Annotated in this window: 11 protein-coding genes and 1 tRNA gene; 5 read left to right on the forward strand and 7 right to left on the reverse strand. The window is 39.6% G+C overall.

The genetic code is table 11. The annotated features are described in order from the left end of the window. Window positions 1-767: 767 nt before the first annotated feature. The 5 genes from pncB to aroA all read right to left on the reverse strand — a co-directional run bounded on the left by pncB (window position 768) and on the right by aroA (window position 14,812). Window positions 768-2,072 carry a nicotinate phosphoribosyltransferase gene (gene pncB / locus PVV57_RS00330; protein WP_273717481.1) on the reverse strand — a complete coding sequence of 435 codons (1,305 nt, stop codon included), beginning with the start codon at window positions 2,070-2,072 and terminating at the stop codon, window positions 768-770. Between the two features lie 129 nt (window positions 2,073-2,201). Further along, on the reverse strand, window positions 2,202-10,772 hold the full coding sequence (locus PVV57_RS00335) for a GH36-type glycosyl hydrolase domain-containing protein (protein WP_273783209.1): 8,571 nt from the start codon (window positions 10,770-10,772) through the stop codon (window positions 2,202-2,204). Window positions 10,773-11,005: 233 nt separating this feature from the next. Next, window positions 11,006-12,706 carry a 30S ribosomal protein S1 gene (rpsA, locus tag PVV57_RS00340; RefSeq protein WP_273717479.1) on the reverse strand — a complete coding sequence of 567 codons (1,701 nt, stop codon included), beginning with the start codon at window positions 12,704-12,706 and terminating at the stop codon, window positions 11,006-11,008. A gap of 133 nt (window positions 12,707-12,839) precedes the next feature. Next, entirely contained in the window at window positions 12,840-13,487 is a 648-nt protein-coding gene (cmk, locus tag PVV57_RS00345) for a (d)CMP kinase (RefSeq protein WP_273717478.1), read from the reverse strand. Continuing rightward, a complete protein-coding gene (aroA, locus tag PVV57_RS00350) occupies window positions 13,484-14,812 on the reverse strand; it encodes a 3-phosphoshikimate 1-carboxyvinyltransferase (RefSeq protein WP_273717477.1) in 1,329 nt (442 codons plus the stop codon). The genes cmk and aroA overlap by 4 nt, the downstream gene beginning before the upstream one ends. A 186-nt stretch (window positions 14,813-14,998) precedes the next feature. Here aroA and PVV57_RS00355 point away from each other — a divergent pair, with 186 nt between their 5' ends. Both PVV57_RS00355 and PVV57_RS00360 read left to right on the forward strand, forming a co-directional pair. Then, window positions 14,999-15,379: a TIGR02300 family protein gene (locus tag PVV57_RS00355; protein WP_100129789.1), complete on the forward strand. Its 381-nt coding sequence runs from the start codon at window positions 14,999-15,001 to the stop codon at window positions 15,377-15,379. Window positions 15,380-15,486: 107 nt separating this feature from the next. Beyond that, window positions 15,487-15,562 (forward strand) — tRNA-Ala (locus tag PVV57_RS00360). Window positions 15,563-16,778: 1,216 nt separating this feature from the next. Here the strand turns inward: PVV57_RS00360 and PVV57_RS00365 are convergent. Both PVV57_RS00365 and PVV57_RS00370 read right to left on the reverse strand, forming a co-directional pair. After that, complete coding sequence (locus PVV57_RS00365; protein ID WP_273717476.1) at window positions 16,779-17,366, reverse strand: hypothetical protein; 588 nt, start codon at window positions 17,364-17,366, stop codon at window positions 16,779-16,781. Between the two features lie 113 nt (window positions 17,367-17,479). Continuing rightward, entirely contained in the window at window positions 17,480-18,664 is a 1,185-nt protein-coding gene (locus PVV57_RS00370; protein ID WP_273717475.1) for a DNA recombination protein RmuC, read from the reverse strand. 91 nt (window positions 18,665-18,755) lie between these two features. On the opposite strand from PVV57_RS00370, the gene def reads away from it, so the two are divergent. The 3 genes from def to truA are packed head-to-tail and all read left to right on the forward strand — an operon-like array spanning window position 18,756 to window position 20,966. Next, window positions 18,756-19,292 carry a peptide deformylase gene (gene def, locus PVV57_RS00375; protein WP_273717474.1) on the forward strand — a complete coding sequence of 179 codons (537 nt, stop codon included), beginning with the start codon at window positions 18,756-18,758 and terminating at the stop codon, window positions 19,290-19,292. Next, complete coding sequence (gene fmt / locus PVV57_RS00380; protein WP_273717473.1) at window positions 19,292-20,221, forward strand: methionyl-tRNA formyltransferase; 930 nt, start codon at window positions 19,292-19,294, stop codon at window positions 20,219-20,221. The genes def and fmt overlap by 1 nt, the downstream gene beginning before the upstream one ends. A 1-nt stretch (window position 20,222) precedes the next feature. Further along, complete coding sequence (gene truA / locus PVV57_RS00385) at window positions 20,223-20,966, forward strand: tRNA pseudouridine(38-40) synthase TruA (protein ID WP_273717472.1); 744 nt, start codon at window positions 20,223-20,225, stop codon at window positions 20,964-20,966. Window positions 20,967-20,997 lie beyond the last annotated feature (31 nt).

A 20,997-nucleotide genomic window follows, 5' to 3' on the forward strand; every position in this document is an offset into this window, starting at 1 on the left:
CTTTGCATAAAGCCTATTCGAAATAAAAATATTATCGCATTCTCTGTTTTTTATGAGATCATGTCTTTCACGTAATCACGTAAAATAAAAAAATCTCCAATGCCTATCGTGTTATTTACACGCTTATTTTAACAAAATATTTCTCAATGCTTTATACCCATTTCATGAGGGCCCCATATAGAGTGTAGCGGTAAATATCCTATAAAATGAAATTCATTGGGGCGCCACCATCCTTTGCAAAACGATTGCCACTATGCCATTTGTCACCTCCAATGTTGTCTTACTAATTCTGAATATTGCAATAGCCTTTTAGAGCATTCATAAGAGCTATTTTATAATTTTTATCCACACGAACCATTCCACTTGTAGCATGCAAGGAGATGATTGTACTTAATTCAAAAACAGGTTTGAAATGAGAAAAACTTACAATGTTCACGAACTCTCACTCAACATGCAAAGTGATAGTATCTTGCTATACCGTAAAATACCTTTATCTATAACAATGATATAAAGCATTTAAGCCTCTTTAGCTAAACTTCCTTGGCTCGTTAAGTTATTAAAGTGCATCGTGCATATTTTTAAGTTTTGCTTATCGAGCCTTATATCAGCAAACCGCATGTGTGGAAAGCCAAGTGGAATCCGCTCAACAAGAATCCGAACTATTTACAGACCTGCAATGGTTAAGAATCCTCGTCCTTAGGATAGGAAAAAGGTTAACCCTTATAAACAATATGATGAATCAATATATCGGTTTAAAGAGCCGAAAATTACATCTTTATAGGTCTAGCAATGCGCTTTTTATTGCCAAAAAAATTGAGATAACGTTGTACTTCTTTTGAATCACCGATCGTCTTCTCAGGATTATCTGAAAGTTTTACTGCTGGTCGACCATTGGCATGGGTCACCTTACAAACAAGAGAAAGAGCATCAAGGGTTGCAATTTCTTGAGGGGCACAGCCCGTAAAGTCATTGGTAAGATCAGTGCCCCATCCAAAACTCATGCGCACTTTCCCATGGAAATGATGATAGGTTTTTTCAATTGTATCGACATCAAGTGCATCAGAAAAAATTAAGAGTTTTTCGCGCGGATCTTTACCTTTTTCTTTCCACCATTGAATAATACGTTCTCCACCTTCAATAGGGGGTGCACTATCCGGTCTAAAACCCGTCCAATCTGCTACCCAATCTGGGGCATCGCATAAAAACGCTTCTGTACCAAAGGTATCAGGTAAAACAATGAGAAGATTTCCACCATAATAACGATTCCAATCTTGCAAAACTTGGTACGGAGCTCTGCGTAATTCATCATCGTTATTGCTAAGAGCAGCAATAACCATAGGCAATTCATGTGCATTGGTTCCAAGAGCTTCTAAATCTGTATCCATGGCGAGAAGGACATTAGAAGTTCCCGTAAAAGAATGACCAATACCTTCTTTTAAAGCTTCAACACACCAACGCTGCCATAAAAAAGAATGGCGGCGCCTTGTCCCAAAGTCGGATATTTTAATATCAGGCAATTTTTTAAGGCGTTCAACTTTACTCCACATTTTTGCTTTAGCACGTGCGTAAAGTACATCAAGAGCAAAGCGATCCAGTTTTTTCATAGCTGCACGTGAACGTAATTCACTGATGATAGCAAGAGCTGGAATTTCCCACATAGAGCTATGAGCCCACGGACCATGAAAATGAAGAATATATTGGCCATCTTTACGGGTTAGTTCATATTCCGGGAGTTGAAAATTCTCAAGCCACTGAAGAAAATCCGGTTCAAAAATTTGTTTGCGTCCATAAAATGTATTACCAGCAAGCCAGATCATTTCTTTTTTTGTAAAGCGCAAACTAAGAGCGTGATCAAGTTGAGCACGCAATTCACCTTCATCAATATCATCGGCAAGACGTATTGTTTTAGAGCGATTTATGAGGGAAAAAGTAACATTGACAGTGGGATAAAGCCCCCAAATCATCTGTACCATAAGAAGCTTATAAAAATCTGTATCAAGAAGTGAACGAATAATGGGATCAAGTTTCCAAGTATGATCGTAAACACGTTTAGCAATATCCGGATGATTCATAATCTTTTTCTTTCAGTCTCATAAAATCTAAAATTATTATGCACCAACACGGTCAATATAGGCAGTGCAAGGACTATAACAACTCTACAGTTTTGGGCAAGAATAAAAACTTGCTCTCTTTTTTCGTCTTTAAGATTTAACAATACGTATAATTTCATGCTGACTTGTTTTTTGTAATTTTATCCCTTTATGCACTTCAGTATATTTTTTGCCATCAACGTGAAGCATATTTTCAGATCCCCATTTGACTTTAATGGTATAAACGGCATCATAAAATTTCATTTTTGCTTCATATTTTGGCCAAATAGAGGGTAAATGTGGCTGTAAAAACAACAGATCTCCCTGACGCTGTATTCCAAGAATAGCTTGTGTTGCAGCACGATAAAACCACCCGGCTGAGCCTGTATACCATGTCCAACCGCCTTGACCACACCGTGGTTCAACGGCGTAGATATCTGCGGCCAACACATAAGGCTCAACACGATAAGTTTCAGGATCTTGTCCATGAGTAATTGGATTAATCATAGAAAATAAAGCGTAAGCTTTATCGTTTTGCCCCATTTCAGTTAATGCCAAAATACTCCAAATAGCACCATGCGTGTATTGACCACCATTTTCTCGAATGCCAGGGGGATAACCTTTTATATAACCGGGCTCGAGTGTACTTTTATCAAAAGGCGGCCAAAACAAGCGAATGAGTCCACCTTTTTTATCACACAAATGTTCCAGCATTGATTCCATTGCTTGCTTTTGACGCTCAAGCGGTGCCATTTGAGAAATAACAGCCCAAGATTGGACAATGGTATCAATTTGACACTCATCATTGCTTTTAGAGCCAAGAGGCGTTCCATCATCAAAATAACCACGTCGATACCAAGCACCATCCCAACCGTTTTCTTCTAGGGATTTTGTTAAGTATTCAAAGTATGTACTCCATGTGTCAACACGGGTGTTATCTCTACGTTTTTGAGCTAAAGGAATAAATGCTCTTAGTGTGCTCCCAAGAAACCATCCTAACCAAGTGCTTTCGCCTTTTCCTTGCGCACCTACCAAATTCATACCATCATTCCAATCGCCACCTAAAATAAGAGGGAGCCCATGGGGTCCACAGCGTTTAATGGCAAGATCTAAAGCTAAAGCACAATGTTCATAAACTGTTGCAACCTTTGAGGATTGGGCGGGTTTAAAATAAGCATCCTGTTGCCCACTTTTTAGAACATCGCCTTCAATGAAAGGAATAAACGTATCAAGAAAGGTATCATCGCCAGTAGTATTGACATAAAGAGCTGTTGCATAGGCAAGCCAAACGATATCATCAGAAATGTATGTGCGAACACCAGCATTTGTATCAGGCAGCCACCAATGTTGTACATCTCCTTCAAGAAATTGGTGCGCTGCAGCATTTAACAATTGTTCATGGGCCAATTGTGGTTTCAGTAACAACAAAGACAAACTATCTTGTAACTGATCACGGAAGCCAAATGCACCACTTGCTTGATAAAAGGCAGCGCGCGCCATAATGCGGCATGCATAGACTTGATAAGGAAGCCAATGATTGACCATAATATCAAAAGAGGGATCGGGTGTTTTTACTTGGAGTGGAGAAACAAAATCACTCCAATAGTGTTTTTGTTGTGCGAGTAAAGTTTCAAAATCACTTGCACGTACTTGATTGAGTAATTTTTCAGCTTCTTTTCTATTTTCAGCGCTACCAAGATAGAAAATGATTTCTTTTGTTTGTCCGGGAAGAAGATCAATATCATAGGCAAATGCTGAACAAGGATCACATCCTGCTTCAATGATATTCGAAAGTGCGCTGGCTTTACGGATCGCATTTGGATGTGTTACGCTTCCCGTTGTACCGATAAATTCGCTGCGATTGGTTGTGGTGCTGGTTGGCATTTTAGATGCTGATAAAAATGTGACTTGTTGAGATTTTTCAATGTGATAGGGGTTTTGAATAAAATGTGCGCCCCATTTAGCCTCATAAGAAGGAACAATAAAGGGGGCATATTTTGTACGGACATTTCCCAAAACCCATTCAACATAATTATAAAGGCGTAAACTGCGTGGTTTTTCCCCTTCATTCGTGAGGATAAGACGTGAAAAGCGAACAGGTTTTTCTGCGTCGAGTGTATGAGTCAGTTCTAATGCGATTTCTGAATGTGTCGATTTAAAAGTTGAGAATCCAAAACCATGACAAGCCTCATAAACAACATTTTCATCACATTCTACAGCAGAAATAGGTGAGAAACGTTTTAAAGACTGGCGATCAACCAGATAAAGTGCTTCGCCTGGCCGGTTAGAGGTTGGATCATTCGCCCAAGGAGTTAATTGATAATCGCGGCTATTGTGAGCCCAAGTAAAAATTGCACCTTCAGCAGAAACATGAAAACCAAATCCATGATTAGCAATGACGTTAATCCAAGGATGCGGTGTAGTGGTGCGTCCATGAAGACGTATTACATAATGATTATGCTGATTAAAACCACCATAACCATTCCAATATGTTAGATCTTCTCCATTAGTGGGGGGAGATGATGGTTTTTGTTGACTCGCAAGACCAATAGAAGCAAAAAGATTTTGTTCAGTTTGTGTTGTAACTTGCCTTCCTTCGTTATATTTGGGGGAGTCTAATTGATCATGAGGTCCCTGATAATTTTTACGAATTGAGAGATCAAAATCATTCTCATCAAGCCGTTTAAGCTGTTCAAATAAAGAGCCATTTTGGGCATCAAGAATAATGCGTGCTGATGCAAGAAGCGTTTTAAAACTTTGTTCATTTATTTGATCACGCCGAAGTGTAAAAATATGTTGGCGTTCATCTGTTTCTTGCGTGTAATGTCGATAAGATTCGCATACCCATTCAAGAGCGCGTTGTGTATCTTGTATATAGGAAAATGCTTGTTCATTGAGAATAACCAAATCAACGATGAGTCCGCGCATACGCCAATATTCATGTGCTTTAAGGAGCTCTCGCAGTACAGTTATATTTCCCTCGTTATTTAATCTAAGAAGACAGATTGGATTGTCTCCTGAAATGGACATGGGCCAAAGATCAGACTGTTTTCCAAGCGTCTTTGCTAATATTTCAGAAGGAAGACGCCATGTTCGGTCAAGATAGATAAGCGGCGTTGCATATTTTTGATAGACAATAGCTTCTTTAAGCTCAGTTCCACTCTGATACAGCGCAACTTGTGAGCGTGTCCATGCCATTGAAAGTTCTTTTTGAAACATACCGGGTTGTCGATAATGTTTCATATGATTATACAACACTTCTTTTGTATGAGCAGCAAAAGTCCAAAAAATAAGTTCTGCTTTTCCATAGGCTGGAATTTTTATACGGCATCGCAATGACACAATAGGATCGAGAACACAACCTTGACTGTTACTCAAACGAGCATTTCGGTCAAATGCAGCAGGCCGATGAATGGATCGCCCCCGACCAATAAACAACGAGCGATCCGTTTCAGCTTCTGTTTCTTGGAGAGTATCTGTTGTACTGGAGACAAAATGAGCAATATAAATTTCGGGGTTGTTAGGTGAGCGTTTGCGCCTTTTGGCAAAAATTGTTTTGCTTTCCTCAGCAATTTCCGTCTCTATAAACATCCGTGAAAAAACAGGATGAGCTTGGTCCATATCCATTGTTGCGAGCGCTAGTTCACCATACGAGGTAACTTCAATAAGACAGTCTTTGTTTGTTGTATTCATCAGTTGAATACGTCTACCTTCGCCACATCCTTCAGATGTAATAAGACATTCAAGTGTTGATCTGATACCATCAACCATTTTCGTATATTCAGCCTTTTCATCCGTAAAAATGCTGACGGCTTCTTCTTCAAGAACGCGTGTTGGTTCACTGGTCACAGACCACCACCGTCCACTATAGGTATCGCGTAGGAAGAATAAAATCCCTTGTTGATCTTCTGTGGCATCAGGAATAAAGCGCGTAATCGCATAATCATGCCAGCGGCTATAACCAGAACCATTCGCTGTTAACATGATGGAATAAAAGCCATTAGACAAAAGCAAAGTTTCCCGTGGTTTAAGCAGCGGGTTTGTAATAATGCGCAAAGGGGCGGCATCCAATGCTTGAGATTTATTGCGCATACGCTTAATAGCTTTGGTGTGAATAATAGGAATAAGATGGGGAGCGCGCTCTTGTAAAAGCAATTGCGTTGCTTCAATAATGTGATCATGATGAAAACGATCACGCATTCTCCCTTGAAAAATAACATTGTTAAGAGCAAGGATAGACATACCATGATGGTGCGCATAATAATTGCGTACAATAGCGTATTTTTCCCCTATTTTTACGCGTGAAGGGGTAAAATCAACAGAGTCATAATAACCGTATGTTCCTAAAGCTCCAAGATCACGGAGTCGTTTTAAATTGGCAACAGCGCAAGCAGGAGCATATTGTGCCGCGAGAAAGCTGGCATAAGGAGCAATCACCGCATTGCGTGAAAGACCACGTTGGAGTCCGAGGCTTGGAACACCAAAATGAGCGTATTGGTAATTCATTAAATGATCACGAGCGTTAAATGCAGCCTCTGAAATACCCCATGGCAATTCCCGTGTATGGGCATATTTTATTTGACAACGAATAATCAATCGATTTGTTTGATCCAAGAGAGATCCTAAAGGCTCATGCATCACAAGAGATGGCATAAGATATTCGAACATGGAACCAGACCATGATAGGAGTGCACCTTTCCAACCTATGGGAATGAGAAGTCGGCCAAGATGAAACCAATGTTTAAGTTTTATATCTCCTTTTGCGATGGCAAAAAAGCTTGCAAGACGTGCCTCTGAAGCGAGTAGATCATAACAATTTTCATCGAGTTTGTTTTCTTGAACACGATAACCTATGGATAAAAGATGCCGTTTAGGCTGTTCTAAAAAGTCAAATTGCATATCAAAGGCGATTTGCCGTGCCGCTATAGCCAACCTGTTTAGTTTTTTGCATAATTTTTCAGTATCACAATGAGCCGTTGCATCATGATGATGAGCGTCGCAGGTTTCGATAAGGCATTTAACCCAAGAAAGCGCACGAGCAGATTCTGTCGTTTGAATTTTTTGGTCGAGTTCATCGATTAAGTGTACAATATCATGGGCTGCACGTGAAAGATCCTTGATGTGAGAAGGGATCGTATTTTCTTGTTCTACAAAAGTACGGACAGAGTGATGAAAATGAGCAATCTTTTCTTCGATTCTTTGGCGTAAGAGATGTAAACTGGGTTGATGATCTGGAATTTCTTTAACCGTTTCTTCGAGAATAGTAAGAACATCTGATAAGCCTTCTCGATCACTTTGAAAAAGAAGATGCGGTTTTTCAGCCCATCCCCTTAAGGCAGAAGAGAGTGTTACCAAATGACCGGCAAGATTTCCTGAATCAACAGTTGATACATAAGTGGGTAAAAGAGGTCTGAGTGTATCGGTTTCATACCAATTATAGAAATGACCACGGAACTTTTCCATTTTTGCAAGAGAGCGTAATGTACATTCAATACGGGTGATGGTCTCTTCAAAACCAATCCAGCCAAAATCACGTGCAGCAATAACAGAAAGAAGATAAACCCCAATATTCGTAGGGGATGTACGTTGAGCAACAAGAGGTTCAGGATCTTCTTGAAAATTATCGGGAGGCAAATAGTTGTTTTGTGCATTGACAAAGGTTGCATAATAAAACCATGTACGCCGTGCAATAGAGCGGAGGATTTTTTCATCTTTTGAAGAAAGTGCAAGGCTATCTTGAAATGTTGAAGGTCGACTCACAGCCCAAGCAATAAAGGGTGAAAAAAACCATGCTATCCCAAAAGGCAAAGCAATAAAGCTTGCAAAACTATCAAAAAAAAGAGGGAATGTTAGAGCAAGAGCACCAATAAGCGATGCTGGTGCCATTGAAAGAACATAGAAAAGTAAACTATTAGGTGTTGATTTTGTCTCGGCAGAGGTTTTCCATTCAAGAAGGTGCTGTTTTGAAATCGTCATACGATAGAGTGTACGAATAATCGCATCGGTCATAAAATACGCTGAATGAGCAAGAAAAGTCGTTTTAAGAAATATATCAGCGCTTGTAAGAGCAGTTTTGTTCCCGATTAATTGAAATTGTCCGCGCAAAGAATGATCTATATTGGATGGAATAAGCGTTTTTAATACACATAAAATGGGTGCAATGAAGGCGCTAAGCAACAAAAATATCTGCCAGATAATTGCACTCTTTAATGGCAAAAGAGCCCATCCTGCAAATGCTGCGATTAACCACATCAGTGGAGTGAGAGAACGACGTAAATTATCCTGCATTTTCCAGCGTGTCACGGAGCTTATTTGACGATGGGAAAAAAGATAAGGCAAAAGTTGCCAATCACCACGAATCCAGCGATGGTAACGCATAACATCAATATTATAAGCTGTTGGATAATCCTCAATGACTGCTATGCTACTTACCAGAGCAGTACGGGCATAACCTCCTTCTAAGAGATCATGACTGAGAACAGTATTTTCTTTAACTGTGCCGTCAAGTGCTTGTTCAAATGCATCAATATTATAAAGACCTTTACCGATAAAGGTACCTTCTCCTAAAAGATCTTGATAAGTATCAGAAACAGCAAAAACATAAGGATCAATACCACGGTTGGTAGAGAAAACCCGTTGGAGAATTGATGTTTTTTTTTCTGTTGTCAGAGAAGGAATAATGCGCGGCTGCAAAATGCTGTAGCCTTTTATAACCTTTCTGCTTTGTGGATCAAAAATGGGATGATTGAGTGGATGGTTAAGCTTTCCAACAAGTTTTGTGACGCTCTCAGGGGTAAGACGTGTATCGGCATCCAGCGTCATAACAAAACGGCAATCCATAGGAAGATGTGGATTGGTGGGGTAAAAGCTGGTGTTTTTATCGCCTCTTAAAAGCCGATTGAGTTCATGAAGTTTTCCCCGCTTTCGCTCCCAGCCCATCCAACATTTTTCGCTGCTATTATAAAGGCGTCGGCGATGTAAAAGGAAAAAAACAGGAAGTTCATCACGATGATAACGACCATTGAGTTTATCAATGCTTCTTTGCGCATAGTGCAATAAATCAAGATCATCTTGTGTTTCTCTTAACGGAGCATCCACCCAATCTGTAATCAGTGCAAAATGAATGGCACCTTTAGGATTGGAAAGATAGTGCACTTCAAGATTATACACTTGCGCATCAATATCATCGCGTGATGTTATCAAAGTAGGCACAACAACCATTGTACGTGCATGTTCGGGAATACCTTCTTTATATTCATAACCAATGAGCTGTCTTGATGGAACAAACCACGAAACAACCGTATTAAATAAAGCACAAGCCGCATCCATAGCAGGAAAAAGCGCCAATACAGTAAAGCAAAGAGACAACCATGGTGTCATGCCGGATATCTGTAAAAGGATGTAAACTGCAAGCAAAAGAGCAAGTGTCAAAAAAGAAACAGGAATGGCAATGGCTCTCAGTTTTAAGCAATAAAAAGCGCGTGCCCATTTTATGAGAGGAGGCGGCATATATCCACAAGCCTTTTCAAAGGCGCCACGACCATCATCGACAAGATACCACCCAACAGAAGAATGATGAGGTCTATCTTCAAAAGTGGTATTGGCCATTTCTACAGCTTTATGGGAAATTTCCAACTCACTAAGAGGCGAAAAACGTGCAATTTTTTCAATGACTTGTCGATAAATACTGCGTGAATGAGAATCAATTTCAGAAAAATCACTATTTTTACGCAAAATAGCATCAACACAACTCACTGTTTCAAACCATACGGTCCAATCAACATCATCTATAGCTTTAAGAGCACGGATAATATTGCCCATGGTCACACCATCTGCGGCTTGTCGAGTGTGTTCATCGGCTGTTGCGCTTTCTAAGCTACTGCCTTGACTTTTCAATTGCTTTTCAAGCCAAGTTAATGCAACGGTTGAATCGACAGATGCACTGCGCAGGCGATAGAATAAATGCGCTGAAAAAGTTGGGTCAGCAGTGAATGATTTGTATTGCGTAAAAAGAGAGTTTAGACTTGTTTTATTTTCTACAAGAGAAATTTTATCAGCTACTTGACTAGCAAGATGCCGCATCTGCCGCGCTTTTTCGATACGCACTGAAAGACGACGAACATTTTCAATGAGGAGCATTTGCATAACAGAAGGAAGAGCCCACAATTCACCAATTGTGAGCGCACAAACTTCTTGAAACCCATTAACCATAGCCGTGAGTGTTTCTTGTGAGAAGCTGCTATCGGTATGCGCAATATAAAGCCAAGTTAAAGCAAAAATGCGTGGTATTCCTGCTTTTTGTGTAGAAAGAGGAAGTTGCTTTATGAAGGACTTTGGGAAATTACGGCGTAGTTGTTGTATGGTTTTATCAATGGTGTAATGATTATCAATGAGCCATTGAGCAGACGGCGCAATCGTTTCATCATTTTGAGCAGCAAAATCACTGGTATGAAAGGCGTGAAGGATCAGTTTAGCATTTTCATTCAATCTCTTGCGAAAATCTTCTACTCCTTCATATTCAGGAAGTAAAATTTCTTTGCCAGAAGCTATATCATGCCCTAGGTTATAAAGATCTTCCTGTACTTTATAAATTGCACGAAGAGGAAAATCCGTATTAATAAAGTGGTCTTTTCCCTTCTTGTGAGAAAAAAAGTACTTTATGAAAGGTATTGTGCACGCCATAATGTCCCATTGTTATTCAATTACATCATTCTTTTTATTTACATTGTAAGCATTTTATCTGAATAGTGAACCGTTGATAGACAAAAAACAAACTTTTTGTTTTTATTTGCAAGCAGTTATAATAATTTTGAATGCAATAATTAAAAATTAAGGAGATAATTTCTTCAGAAAATAAAAAGGTCACTCCTAAAATGAGTGACCTTAATAACACCGTCAATTTTAATGATTGATGATTAATCTTGTTCTTGTTTTTTCAAAGCTGCACCAAGAATATCGCCAAGAGAAGCACCTGAATCTGTAGAACCATATTGGGCAACAGCTTCTTTTTCCTCTGCAATTTCTAACGCTTTGATCGACACTGAAATTTTACGTGTTTTTTTATCAAATGCTGTGATGCGAGCATCAACTTTTTGCCCAATTGCAAAACGCTCAGGACGTTGTTCATCACGATCACGCGCTAAGTCAGCACGCCGAATGGTTGTTTCAAGGTTGTGGTCAATTAATTTCACATCAATGCCATTGTCGTTAACAGCAATCACTTCACAGGTGACAACAGCACCTTTTCGCAATTCACCAGAAGCGGCTGCCTCTCCAACTTTATCGCTGGAAAGCTGCTTAATTCCAAGAGAAATACGCTCTTTTTCAATGTCAACATCCAAAACCACAGCTTTAACGATATCACCTTTGTTATAAGTATCAATGACTTGTTCACCAGGACGGTTCCAATCGAGATCAGATAGATGAACCATACCGTCAACATCGCCTTCAAGTCCAATAAACAGACCAAATTCTGTTTTATTTTTAACCTCTCCCTCAATTTGTGAATTGACAGGAAATTTATTGGCAAAAGCTTCCCATGGATTTTCAAATGTTTGCTTTAAGCCAAGAGAAATACGCCGTTTAGAAGGATCAATTTCAAGAACAACCACTTCTACTTCTTGTGATGTAGACAGAATTTTTCCAGGGTGAACATTTTTCTTTGTCCAGCTCATTTCAGAAACATGGATCAATCCTTCAATCCCTGGTTCAATTTCAACAAAACCACCGTAGTCAGTAATGTTGGTAACAGCACCCGTAATTTTTTTACCAATCGGATAGCGGACACTGATGCTTTCCCAAGGATCACTTTCAAGCTGTTTCATTCCAAGAGAAATACGGTGCGTATCTTGATTAATGCGAATAATCTGAACTTTAATCGTTTGGCCAATTGTGAGCACTTCAGAGGGGTGGTTAACACGCCGCCATGCCATATCTGTAACGTGTAAGAGACCATCAATTCCACCAAGATCAACAAAAGCACCATAATCTGTGATATTTTTCACCACACCTTCAACGATTTGATTTTCTTCAAGATTTTGTACAATTTCTGAACGTTGCTCAGCGCGACTTTCTTCTAAGACAGTACGACGTGAGACAACAATATTGCCCCGTCGACGATCCATCTTCAAAATTTCAAAGGATTGTGAATTATGCATGAGAGGTGAAACATCACGAATGGGACGAATATCAACTTGGCTGCGCGGCAAGAAAGCAACAGCGCCATCAAGATCGACTGTAAAACCACCTTTTACTTGACTAAAGATAACTCCCTCAACGCGCGTACCAGCATTGAATTTTTCCTCTAAACGGATCCAACTTTCTTCGCGCCGTGCTTTTTCACGCGATAAAACAGCTTCGCCCATCGCATTTTCAATGCGTTCAATGTAAACCTCAACTTCATCGCCAACTTGCAAAGAACCGTCTTTTGCTTTAGCTCCAAATTCTTTGAGAGGAATACGTCCTTCGACTTTAAGTCCAGCATCAATAATGGCCATGTCTTTTTCGATTGCAATAACACGACCTTTAACAACAGATCCTTCATTAAGATCATTGGTTTGAAAAGATTCTGTTAAAAGAGCTTCAAAATCCGCTGTTGTGGGATTGTATTGTGACATAAGAACTCCTAATATATACCTTATCTTATAAGGTATGAGCGCTAGGTTAGTGTTAACATGGGTGACCCCTTAGCCCTTTTTCTTATAATACAGGAAAAAAGTTAGCGCGAGGCTTGAAGTCACCTTAACGAATTCATTCAATTATATGCATTTTTATGATTGGATCAATAAAACTACATGCAATTGCAAATGTTGCTTCTATACTCAATTCTGACGTATCAAGCAAGTGGGCGTTTTTTGCTGGTTTTAAGGGGCTTTGTTTGCGCATTATATCGCGGGTGTCTCGCTGTTCAAGATTGCTAAGTATTTCATGATAATTTGCTTGCTCCCCCTTTTTTAAAATCTCTTGGTAACGACGTTTGGCACGTATTTGAACATTGGCTAGAATATAAAACCTGATATCAGCATCAGGGCAAACGACGGTGCCAATATCTCGCCCATCGAGCACGCTTCCAGGTAAAGTTTTGGCAAAACTACGTTGTTTTTCGACAAGAATTTTGCGTATAGCAGGATTAAGCGCTATTTTTGAAGCCGCTTCACCAAGTTCATGAGAAGAGAGAAGAGCAGAATTTAAGGTATTAAAATCAAGTTCTTTAGCATAAGTGATAGCATTTTTTTCATCATTAAGCGCTAAATTGTGTTGTAAAAGCGCATGAGCAACACCACGATAAGTAAGCCCTGTATCCAGATGATGAAGATGATAATGCGCAGCAATTTTGCGTGCTAAGGTCCCTTTGCCTGAGGCTGCAGGTCCATCAATGGCAATAACAAAAGGCTTCAAGCGATTTTTCCCCCAAGTTGTCTTATAAAAGGTATAAATTCCGGAAAACTCGTAGCAATCATTCGCTTATCATCAATGGTAACAGGTTTTTCTGATACAAGTCCAAAGGTGAGAAAGCACATAGCAATGCGATGATCAAGATGTGTGGTAACATGTCCACCACCCAAATCTTTGGAAGAACCTTTCCCATAAACAACAAGAAAATCTTGACCTTCTTCACAGTCTACACAATTAATTTTTAATCCTTGGGCAACAGCAGACAGTCGATCTGATTCTTTAACACGCAATTCCTCAATTCCTAGCATAACTGTTTTGCCTTCTGCAAAGGCCGCTGCGACCGCCAAAGCAGGATATTCATCAATCATCGATGGAGCACGCTCTTTAGGCACAGTAACACCTTTAAGGATCGATGATTTTATCCGTAGATCGGCGACATCCTCTCCACCTGTTTGGCGTTGATTCAAAAATTCAATGTGAGCGCCCATTTCCCACAATGTTTCGATAAGCCCTATTCGAGAATTGTTTATTAGAACATTTTCAATGGTGATATCAGAATCTTCTACAAGAAGGGCTGCGATAATTGGAAAAGCAGCAGAAGAAGGATCACCCGGAATATGAATCGTTTGTCCAGTCAGATGGGGTTGACCATTAAGATGAATCAAACGCGCACCTTCCTTATCTCTTTCTATTTCAAGTTTAGCACCGAATGCTTTTAACATTTTTTCCGTATGATCGCGTGTGAGAACCGGTTCAATAACCGTTGTAATGCCGGCGGTATTGAGTCCAGCAAGGAGAACCGCTGATTTAACTTGAGAGGAAGCTATTGGAACACGGTAGCGAATCGGATTAGCCATTTTGGGACCATAAAGCGTTAAAGGAAGGTGATCGCCGTGTGTTGCCTCAATTTCCACCCCCATAAGACGTAAGGGATCGAGGATACGCCCCATAGGACGTTTAGAGAGAGAAGCATCGCCAATAAAAGCTGTTTTCATATGATAGGGGCCAACCATTCCCATAACTAAACGAGCACCTGTTCCAGCGTTTCCAAAGTCTAAAGGTTTTTGTGCAGCTAAAAGGCAACCATTCCCTGTTCCTCGTATGCTCCAGAAGTCATCCTTCTTAATCATACAGGCACCCATAGCTTGCATAGCAGCGGCTGTATTGAGTACATCAGCGCTTTCAAGTAATCCGTGGATATATGTTTCACCATTTGCTAACCCTCCTAATATAAGAGAGCGATGGGAAATTGATTTATCTCCTGGTATTCGAATTTTTCCAGAGAGACTACTCGATTTATAGGCAGTTATAGGGATTGATTTTTGCATGGAAATTCTATTTAATTCTATCTAACCTTTATGAAATTATGCATCCTTTAGCACATGCTTTAAAGGGCGTCATGAAAAAATCTACGTGGAACAGTGTATTTATCTTTGACAAAGGCGTTATTTTTCGATTAAGCACCATAAAATTTATCTTTTAATGGAATGTAGTTAATCAAAGAGGCACGGTTTATGGCAAAACAAGAACTTGGAACGAAACGTGTTGATCCAGAAACAGGAAAAAAGTTTTACGATCTAAATCGCGATCCTATTGTGTCACCCTATACAGGAATTTCTTATCCGCGTTCTTATTTTGAGGTTGCGGCAGCTGAAGCAAACAATGAAGAAGAAGTGGATACTGAAGAGCTTGATACAGCCCTTGAAAAGTCTGCTTTTATGCTTCTTGAAGAGGATGATGACGGTTCTAAAGATGACGATCTTCCTGATTTGGAAGATAGTGATGTCGATCTTGGTGACGACGATGATACATTTTTATCTCACGATGATGACGATGAAGATGATGATGTCACCGATATTCTCGGAGGCGGCGTTTCTAATGATGACGATGCTTAAAAGAAGGCATCTTTTCCGTTGAATGCAAATTCTTCTTGATCTTCAATTTTTCTCGTTTTAAAAAAGTTGGAATTATACTGTCCTTTTAGGGAAAATTTGTTTTTATAGGGGCTATAGCTCAGCTGGGAGAGCGCTTGCATGGCATGCAAGAGGTCAGCGGTTCGATCCCGCTTAGCTCCACCAAAAGGACCAGCTCTTCTATCAAGAAATCAATTTACAGCAGAGAATATGTGATCAATTTGAAAAAGTTATGTGCTCTGTAACTATAAATTCATTAGTGAACGCTCTTTTAAGTTAAGCACTGTAATATATTTCTAATTGTTTGTTGGATTGTGAAATTTTACTGTCATAGTAATGAAAAGTACGTGAAGTCTTTTATACTTTGCATAGAAATAAAAAATGAGCTGTTTAGCTTACGCATTGTTTTAAAGGACAAAATTTAAATCCCCCTCCACCGCAAAATTTCCACAAAATCATAACGTGCTGATTGTCGCTATCTTTTTAAAAGATAGGAAGACCCTAAACATAGATTTGAGAATAAAATACTAAGATATACTTCCCCATTATTGCGAATCAGAACTTTTTTGAGTGTTTTTAGTCTGATCAGATGTCCTACCAATTAAAATCGTTTCCTTGGAACATCATGAGCAAGGTTGAGGTGTAAGCAAAGCGGCACCTATCACACACCTTGCAGTCCCCCATGTTACTTCACGCTACAGGAAAGTCCTGCCTTGAAATATTTATTATATGTAAAGCTGTATATACCCCCTAAACGATAGGGCCGTACAACAAAATAACTTTTTTAATTAAGATAGACAGGCGAGATGAATGGACAGACTTCATTAATATCAAAGACCATTCATTAGTCCTTTTGAGGGCTGTAGCACCTCCTTTATACAAAGCAAATATTTTATGAAACGATGCTCTTTCGTTTAATGCATTTTTCGTTTTTTTATATTGAATATTTTACCCTTTTTATGATGCTCGAATTGCATTTATTTTAATTGCTATTTTATATGCTTAACAAATAAATATTCATGTCATAATCAGCTAATAATGCGCATAATGAAAATAAAAAATGATATTATATTTTAAAATTTTCCTTCAATTATCTCTGGTATTCGCCCAAAGTTAAATGCTAGCGTTCAGTGGGAGATAGTGTCCATTGTAAATTTTTTGAAGAAATGTAAACTCTTTGAACAAAGGGGAACAAAAATATCGAGAGTATTTCCAAATATATTGTGTATTGCGAAAACTTTCTGTCGCTTGAGTTAAAAAAATAACAATTTATTTCATTCGACAATCAGAAAAACCAAACTATCTTATCACGTCATAAGAAACTTTGTTCTCGAATAATTTTATCCCATAAATTCCCTAATTGAAATTTTCAGAATTCTCCCTAACGCCATCCACATCTCTTTAATTGTTGTTCATAGAGCCCAGACATCCTCGCCATGCGCTGTGCTGCTTGTGAAAGCGCAGCAGTAACATGCCCGCCACTACGCGCATAAGCACCATGTCCCATATGATAATTTAAATAAAGGTTATAGGCATCATCAAACCTCACTCCATTGCGTTGAACAGTTTGGCGATGATACCAAGCAACAAAATCAGCAGCATCTGCAAAATTCGTACGCCATGCAAAAGACTTTCCTGTAGAGCGAAGATACATTTCCCATGTACTGTCAAGCGCTTGAGCATAACCATAAGCTGTCGACCGACGCTTCCATGGAATAAAACCAAGTAGTTTTTTGCGTGGAGGACGTGCATTGTGACGAAAACTTGATTCCATATTAATGGTTGCAAGAATAATCGGCATAGGAATTCCATAGCGCATTTCTGCTCTTTGAGACGCCCTACCCCAATTATCAAAAAAACCATTTTTTTGTGCCAAAATAGCACAAGCATTGTTTGTGTGGATGGGAGTAGTTGTTGCACAGCCCCCTAGCAGAAACACCAGTGCCCCTAAAAACAAAAGGTGTCGCATATTCCCTATTCCTCTCGTTTAAGAAACAAAACAAAATAGAGATACTAAAAAATTATTACCAATCAATAAAGAACATGATCCTAACTTGTGATCGTTGAGAAGCTTGATTTACTTTATTCTTCATCAACCAAACGCAATATTTGCGACTGAGTTGATGTTGTCATTTTTGCTGGTTCAGAATAATTTTCTTTTAATTCGACAGTTTCAATGCGATTTGCCCGTTTCATAATTTTAGAGGACGATATTAAAATTCCCTCTATATCTTCTCCTGCTTTGTGAAAGTGCTTCTGTAGTGCGCGAACACGGCTATCCATTCGTCCAAAATCTTCCATCAATTTTGCTACTTCTGATTGAATTAAATGCGCTTGTTCACGCATCCGCGCATCTTTCATAATGGTTTGTACAACTTGGACAGAGAGCATCAACAAAGACGGTGAAACAATAATCACATGGGCTCTATTGGCTTTTTGTACCAATGGCTCAAAATCCTCATAAATTGTCGCAAAAATCGATTCCGATGGTACAAAGAGAAAAGCGGTGTCATGGGTTTCTCCAGGAATTAAATATTTTTGCGCAATATCACGGATATGGACTTCCATATCCGTGCGAAATTGGCGTTCTGCCTCTTGACGTTCTTGAGCTGTTGTTGCTTTACGCATGGTATTCCAAGCTTCCAGAGGAAATTTAGCATCCACAACAAGAGAAGGCGCTTTATTTGGCATGTGAATGAGACAATCTGGCCGCTTTCCATTTGAAAGAACAGCTTGAAAAGCATAAGAATTTAGTGGTAGAGCATCAGCAATAATTGCTTCCATCCGCCCTTGACCAAAAGTACCACGCGTCTGCTTATTGCTTAAAATGGATTGCAGTTGGACAACTTGTCCCGTAAGTGACTGAATATTATTTTGCGCTGCATCAATGACCGCTAAACGCTCTTGCAAACGATTTAAATTCTCATAAGTTGATTTTGTCTGTACCTGAAGTGTTTGACCTATATTGGCTGTCATGCCATTGAGTTGCTCACTGAGTGACTTATTCAATTCAGCCTGTCTTTGACCGAAAATTTCAGCCATCGTTTGCATTCGCCCTTGCATTTCAGCTTGTGTTTTGAGCAATGTAGCCATCTGCTCTTGTGCCTCACGCGCACGCTTGGCAACTTCACTTTCCAAAAATGCCTTTTTTCGATGAGAATAAATCAACATAAAAAATGCTAAGCAAAGGAGTATCAATAAAAGCAGGGCGCTCAGTTTCGTAAACGACTCATCAGCAAGTATAAAAGAAAAAAACGAATCAAACATGAGAAGTAATATAACGCCCTCATCATAAAAAAGCGCAAGAATTTGTTATTCAATATTGACCCATAACAAAGCATTGATTAATCTATTCCGCATGCCAATAAAATCTTTAGTGACTTTACCAGATCCGATTTTACGGGAAGTATCCAAACCCATCGACCAAGTCGATACAGCTCTCCAGAAGCTCGCGGATGATATGCTCGAAACTATGTATAATGCTAAAGGTATTGGTCTTGCTGCTATTCAAATTGGCATACCACTACGCATGTTGGTTATAGATGTCTCTGGAAATTCTGAAGATAAGCAGAAAAAGCCCTTTGTTATTATCAACCCTGAGATTTTATGGCTTTCAGATGAGCGCAATATTTATAAAGAAGGTTGTCTTTCTATTCCTGACTATTTTGCGGAAGTTGAACGCCCTAAACGCCTGCGTGTTCGCTATCAAAACCGTGAAGGAAAACAAAAAGAAATTGAAGCAGATAATCTGTTGGCAACTTGCTTGCAGCATGAGATTGATCATCTAGATGGCCGCCTGTTTATCGATCATATTTCAAAAATCAAACGGGATATGGTGATACGAAAATTTAAAAAACGCGCAAAAGAAAAAACGACGCAGGAAGCAGTTTTGTAATGGCATTACGTTTGAGTTTTATGGGAACACCAGATTTTTCTGTTCCCATTTTACATGCTTTGTTAGATGCGGGGCATGATGTTGTCGCCGTTTATAGCCAACCTCCTCGCCCAGCAGGACGTCGTGGTCTTAAACTTATCCCCTCAGCTGTACAAAATGCAGCAGAAGAAGAATCTATTCCCGTATTCACGCCCAAAACACTCAAAACAGCCGAACAACAAGCTCAATTTGCAGCACTTTGTGTTGATGCGGCTGTTGTGGTTGCCTATGGACTTTTGTTACCCAAAGCTATTCTTGAAACACCGCGTTTTGGTTGTTTTAACGTCCATGCTTCACTCTTACCACGTTGGCGCGGTGCTGCACCTATCCAGAGAGCAATTATGGCTGGTGATAAAGAAACAGGGATAATGATCATGAAAATGGACGAAGATCTTGATACGGGACCTATCGCTCTTTCTCACTCCATCTCCATTACTGATAACATCACTACTACTGAGCTTTCAAACAAACTTTCACATATTGGTGCAAAACTTATGATAGAAACTCTATCAACTCTTGAAAAAGGACAACTCAAACTGACCCCACAATCAGAAGAAGGCATAACTTATGCCGCCAAAATCAAAAAGGAAGAAACCCGCATTGATTGGACAAAATCTGCTGAATTTATTCATAGGCATATCCGTGCGCTTTCTCCCTCTCCTGGTTGCTGGTGCAATATGAATATCGGTGGACGAGAAGAACGCGTAAAAATTCTTGAAAGTCGTTTAATAACAGGCCCTTCTCTTGAAATTGGTCGAATAGAACCAGATTCTTTGATTATCCATTGTGGTCAAGGACGCCTTGAGATAACTTCTCTCCAAAGATCTGGTGGTAAAGTCCTTGAGAGCGCAACCTTTTTGCGAGGCGCTCATATTTCTGCTATTTTTTGATATGCCACGTTTTAAACTCACTCTTGAATATGATGGATCAAATTACGCTGGCTGGCAGCGTCAAACAGAGCTTCACACGATACAAGGAGCTCTTGAACAGGCAATTTTTCGCTTTAGTGGACAACAATTAACCATTACAACTGCGGGTCGAACGGATGCAGGGGTGCATGCTACAGGGCAAGTTTCCCATGTTGATTTCATAAAAAACTGGCCCCCCCATACTATACGAGATGCGCTCAATGCTCTTTTACGTCAACAGAGTGAAGCAATTTCAATCTTAAATGTAGAAAATGTCCCTGATGATTTTGATGCGCGATTTTCCGCTATCAAACGCCATTATCTTTTTAAAATTCTCAATCGTCGCTCTCCACCAGCCTTAAATGCCAAACGCGTGTGGTGGTTGCCAAAACCTCTTAATGTTGAAGCTATGCATGAAGCGGCTCAAAAGCTTGTCGGAAAACATGATTTTACAACTTTCCGTTCAGCACATTGCCAAGCCAAAAGCCCTATTCGGACCCTTGAACGCCTCGATGTTCAAAGAGAAGGAGAAGAAATTTTCATTTATGCGAAAGCCCGCTCTTTTCTTCATCATCAAATCCGTTCATTCGCAGGAAGCCTCATGGAAGTGGGTATTGGACGTTGGACAGCTCAAGATCTTGAAGCAGCTCTTCATGCTAAAGATCGTAAACGTTGTGGTGTTGTTGCTCCCCCTTCAGGACTTTATTTAACTAAGGTAGAGTATTAACTGTCCCACAAAAATGACTTTTTCAAAAGCA

It is taken from the genome of Bartonella sp. AU15XJBT (assembly GCF_028618615.1).
Taxonomy (GTDB): domain Bacteria; phylum Pseudomonadota; class Alphaproteobacteria; order Rhizobiales; family Rhizobiaceae; genus Bartonella.